Here is a 4,208-nt window from a genome sequence, read left to right on the forward strand (position 1 = left end):
ACCTTTTGCAGCAGGTCTTAGGTCTTAACGGTCTTGTGCCATCGAATTTTTTGCAAAACTTTTGTCAACGAATTACGTAACCTTTACAGGGATGACAAGATAAAGGGCACTGGGATCCGGAAATTGCAATGTTCATACAGTTGTGAACTACTCAACCGTAACAGACTTAGCTAAATTTCTTGGACAATCGGCATCTAACCCTTTTTTTACCGCAGTGAAGTAAGCAAGGAATTGCATAGCAACGCTATAGATGATCGGAGAGATAAAACTATCAACATCTGGTAGTTGCACCACATCTGTACAAATCCCTCTTAAGTATGGCAATCCTTGCTTGTCACTAAACGCTACCACTTTGCCTTTTCTTGCGATAATTTCTTGTATATTGGACAGTGTTTTAAAAAATAAATTGTCATATGGAATAATTGCTACAACAAGTACAGATGAATCTATCAGCGCAATTGAACCGTGTTTCATCTCTCCTGCTGCAATGCCAATGGTATTAATGTATGAAAGCTCCTTTATCTTTAATGCACCTTCCATTGCAACTCCATATGAGCTTCCTCTGCCGATTAAAATAATGCTGCTATGTTCCAGTATACTGTCTGATATGTGTTGCACCTTCATCACATTTAAAACATGCTCAACATACTCGGGAATAGAGTTAATAGCATTGCTTAGCTGCTTTATTCTCTGTTCATCCAATGTACCTTTTATTTTTGCAAGCTCTAAGGCAAAGCATGCTAAAATTGCAAGCTGTGCAGAAAAGGTTTTTGTCGAAGCAACACCAATTTCTGGTCCAGCAAGAGTATGTAACACAATATCTGAGATTTTTTCAATGCTGCTGTTAAACGTGTTAGTTATGCTAATGACCGTTTGCTTCTGTGACTTCGCATAGCGTAGCGCTTTCATGGTATCTGCAGTTTCGCCAGATTGAGATATGAATAATCCCAAGCTTCCTTCTTCTAATCTTATGTTGCTATACCTAAATTCCGATGAGATTTCCAGATATACTCGAACTTGAGCAATACCTTCCAACCAATATTTCGCTACTAGTCCAGCAAAATAAGATGACCCACATCCAACTATAGTAATGTGACTCAGCTTAGAAAATAATTTTTTGTTGGCAGATATTACCTCTGTATACTTTTTATAAAATTGATTTATTGTTTTATTTAATGTACAAGGTTGCTCGAAAATCTCTTTTAGCATGAAGCTAGAGTAGCCATTTTTACTAATTAAAAAATTGCTTGGGCTGTTACTTTCTACGCTGCGTTCAACTTGTGCGCCATTGTTATATATAGTAACTCTGCTAAACTTTATCACTGCAACATCATCATCTTCCAGATGCGATATCTTTTCTACCAGTGCACCTAAAGTATTCGAATCAGATGCAGCAAATACGGTATTACAGTTATAACCTATTACCAAAGGTAAATTTCTTTTTGCGACAAACAAAGTATCTGGATATTCTGCAAATAATAAGACTAAAGCGAACGAGCCATGCAAATTGCTTAAACATTTAAATAGAGAATCAACAGGTGACAGTCCCTCATTAAGATATATGGTGAGCATATTTGGTATGACCTCCGTGTCGGTGTCAGTATGAAACAGCATTCCCCTTTCTTCTAGCTCTTTTTTTAGCAGACTGTAATTCTCAATTATGCCGTTATGAGCAACAACAACGTTATTAGTATAAATAGGATGAGCATTTTTAAGGCCTGGAACTCCATGTGTAGCCCAACGAGTATGTGCTATGCCAACTGTACTGCTAGACATCTTGCTGTTGCCAATAACCTCACATAACCTTTCAACTCTACCTTCTGATTTTTTAACTTCTATCTTACCTTCATCGTTTATAATCGCTATACCCGAAGAGTCATATCCCCTATATTCCAATCTCCGTAATCCGGTCAACAAAGTTGGTATCACCGAATCGCCATCACTTACTGCTCCAAATATTCCACACACAACCAAGTGAACCTTTTTCTAGAGTTATGAAGCATTTTTATCTTTACTGTCTTTTCCCTTTTCCCTTTTATCTGACTGACTTTTATTCTTTTTGTCTTCCTTCTCAAATTTGCCCTTTTCAGCTGGTTTGGCTACTACTTTTTGAGCTTCTTTGTTTAAAACTTCAGATATAGCAGATTTGAGAACTTTTATCTCAATTTTTGGCGCTATTTCTATTACAAACTGTGCATTTGCTTCATCAACTTTGTTAACCTCACCTATTATTCCACCAGAGGTAATAACTGTATCACCGCGTTTTACCTGATCTATCATCTTTCTATGTTCTTTTAATCTTTTGTGGTTTGGACGGATAATAAAAAAATAAATTACCACAGATACTAAAATCAATGGAACAAAACTTGCAAAGGATGCACCAACACTTGATGCGTTGCTAGCTGCATCTGCTGCAAAAACTTCAGAAATGAACATATCTAATCCTAATTATTAACGATAAAAACTTGCTTAAGTATTAATTATAATACTATTTCATGTCAAGTTTGATGAAAGAAATGATACTCTTTGTAAAAGATAAGAAACTTCTTGTATACTATTCAAGCAGCTGACAATAGGGTGCTCATAAAAATTTAGTGGTTACTGACAAAATTCATTATAAAATAGCCATTGAATTGTCGAAAAAAAACATGCCGGAAAAAGGGTTAGCATCGAAGTGGTTACGTAAACCTCTTTAATACTTGAATGTAAGTGCTATATGATATCTGAAATAATAAATGCAATACAGAACAACTTGCTAGTATGTTTTCCAACAGAAACGGTTTATGCTCTTGCTTGTAGTGCGCTAGATAGTGGAGCTATAAAGAAAATATATCAGGTAAAGAAGCGTTCTCAAAATAAACCATTATCTATCTTTGTTAATGATGTTTACAATTTGACAAAAATAGCAAAGCTAGAGGAAAAATATATTAGTTTAATAAATCACTTTTCTCCTGGACCAATCACCTACATTTTACCGCTTAAAAATAATGACATACTACCGAATGAATTCTTTAAAGGTAGTATAGGCATAAGAATTCCTGATCATCCTATTGCGATTTCAATACTAAATGGGCTGAGAACTCCAATAGTTGCAACTAGTATCAATGTTTCGGGAGAAAAAAGTGTGTGCAAAGCAGACGATATACCTAAATCTATCAAACGACACTTATCTGTGGTGGCTGAAGATGATGAATTAGTTTCTGGTATAGAATCTACTATTATTGACTTAACTCAAGATAAGATTAAAGTTGTAAGGGAGGGTGTGGTTTCATTTCAAATGGTATGCTTTCAGGCAGAGGTCTATAGGAAGAAGAATGAAAAAAGTGATAGGTCATGATCAAGCCAAAAACAAATTAATGAACAACTTATCTGTTCAATCTTGGCTGATTTGTGGCAAAAAAGGTATAGGAAAAGCAACACTCGCAAAATCCTTTTCTAATTGGTTTCTTATAAAAAACTATGATGAAGTAGCGTTGGACCTACACATTGTTGGAGGTGATACAATAGGAGTAGAAAAGGTGAGAGAAATGAAAAATTTTCTGCATTTAAGTCCTATTCAATCGGAATACAAGATCGCTATAATAGATAGTTTAGAAGCAATGACGAACAACGCTAGAAACGCAATATTAAAAATATTAGAAGAACCGCCAAAAAACTCTAAAATACTCATAATTAGCCATAAGCCATATAATATACAAACTACTATTAAGTGTAGGTGCTTACAGTTGAGTTTACTGCCACTGACTCATGATGAAACAAAGCAAATTGTTTCATCTCAATGCGAATTTGACGACCAAACATTTGATGAAATCATTACTTTATTTCCTGGAATGCCAGGAATGATAATAAATGTAATAAGTAGTGATACTTATGAATCATACAGGTGCTTTTATAAATTCCTTCACAACTTCAAAGATTCTGACGTTATCAATAAGGTAATTAATAGCGAAATCGAACTAGAACTAGCATCATATATAATTCAGGCCTTCATTTTGGAGAGCATAAAAAGAGCGGTAAATGATGTTAAAGTTCTACTAGGTCAGTGGAAAAAAATAGATGAACTTTTTGTTGCCGCCAGACAACTCCACTTAGATAAAAAGCATGTTTTAGCTAATGTGATTAATATCATAACATCATTAGACTTCTTTCCAAATTGGTAGAGGTAGTGTAAGATAGCCAATTTAAAATAGTGAGATATAATGAAATAG

Annotated in this window: 4 protein-coding genes; 2 read left to right on the forward strand and 2 right to left on the reverse strand. The window is 34.9% G+C overall.

Annotation, left to right across the window (positions count from 1 at the left end):
• Positions 1–147 precede the first annotated feature (147 nt).
• Complete coding sequence (glmS, locus tag HET73_RS06265) at positions 148–1,968, reverse strand: glutamine--fructose-6-phosphate transaminase (isomerizing) (RefSeq protein WP_174134205.1); 1,821 nt, start codon at positions 1,966–1,968, stop codon at positions 148–150.
• 24 nt (positions 1,969–1,992) lie between these two features.
• The gene (gene yajC, locus HET73_RS06270; protein WP_174134206.1) at positions 1,993–2,436 is read right to left on the reverse strand and encodes a preprotein translocase subunit YajC; all 444 of its coding nucleotides are present in this window, start codon (positions 2,434–2,436) and stop codon (positions 1,993–1,995) included.
• A 280-nt stretch (positions 2,437–2,716) separates the two neighbouring features.
• Here yajC and HET73_RS06275 point away from each other — a divergent pair, with 280 nt between their 5' ends.
• Both HET73_RS06275 and HET73_RS06280 read left to right on the forward strand, forming a co-directional pair.
• Entirely contained in the window at positions 2,717–3,337 is a 621-nt protein-coding gene (locus HET73_RS06275) for an L-threonylcarbamoyladenylate synthase (protein ID WP_174134207.1), read from the forward strand.
• On the forward strand, positions 3,315–4,160 hold the full coding sequence (locus tag HET73_RS06280; protein WP_174134208.1) for a DNA polymerase III subunit delta': 846 nt from the start codon (positions 3,315–3,317) through the stop codon (positions 4,158–4,160). The genes HET73_RS06275 and HET73_RS06280 overlap by 23 nt, the downstream gene beginning before the upstream one ends.
• Positions 4,161–4,208 lie beyond the last annotated feature (48 nt).

Source organism: Wolbachia endosymbiont of Atemnus politus, from assembly GCF_013309895.1.

Excerpts from the sequence above, each read along its gene's own strand:
- HET73_RS06275 (WP_174134207.1), top strand. The coding sequence starts at position 2,717 with ATGATATCTGAAATAATAAATGCAATACAGAACAACTTGCTAGTATGT.
- yajC (WP_174134206.1), bottom strand. The coding sequence starts at position 2,436 with ATGTTCATTTCTGAAGTTTTTGCAGCAGATGCAGCTAGCAACGCATCA.
- HET73_RS06280 (WP_174134208.1), top strand. The coding sequence starts at position 3,315 with ATGAAAAAAGTGATAGGTCATGATCAAGCCAAAAACAAATTAATGAAC.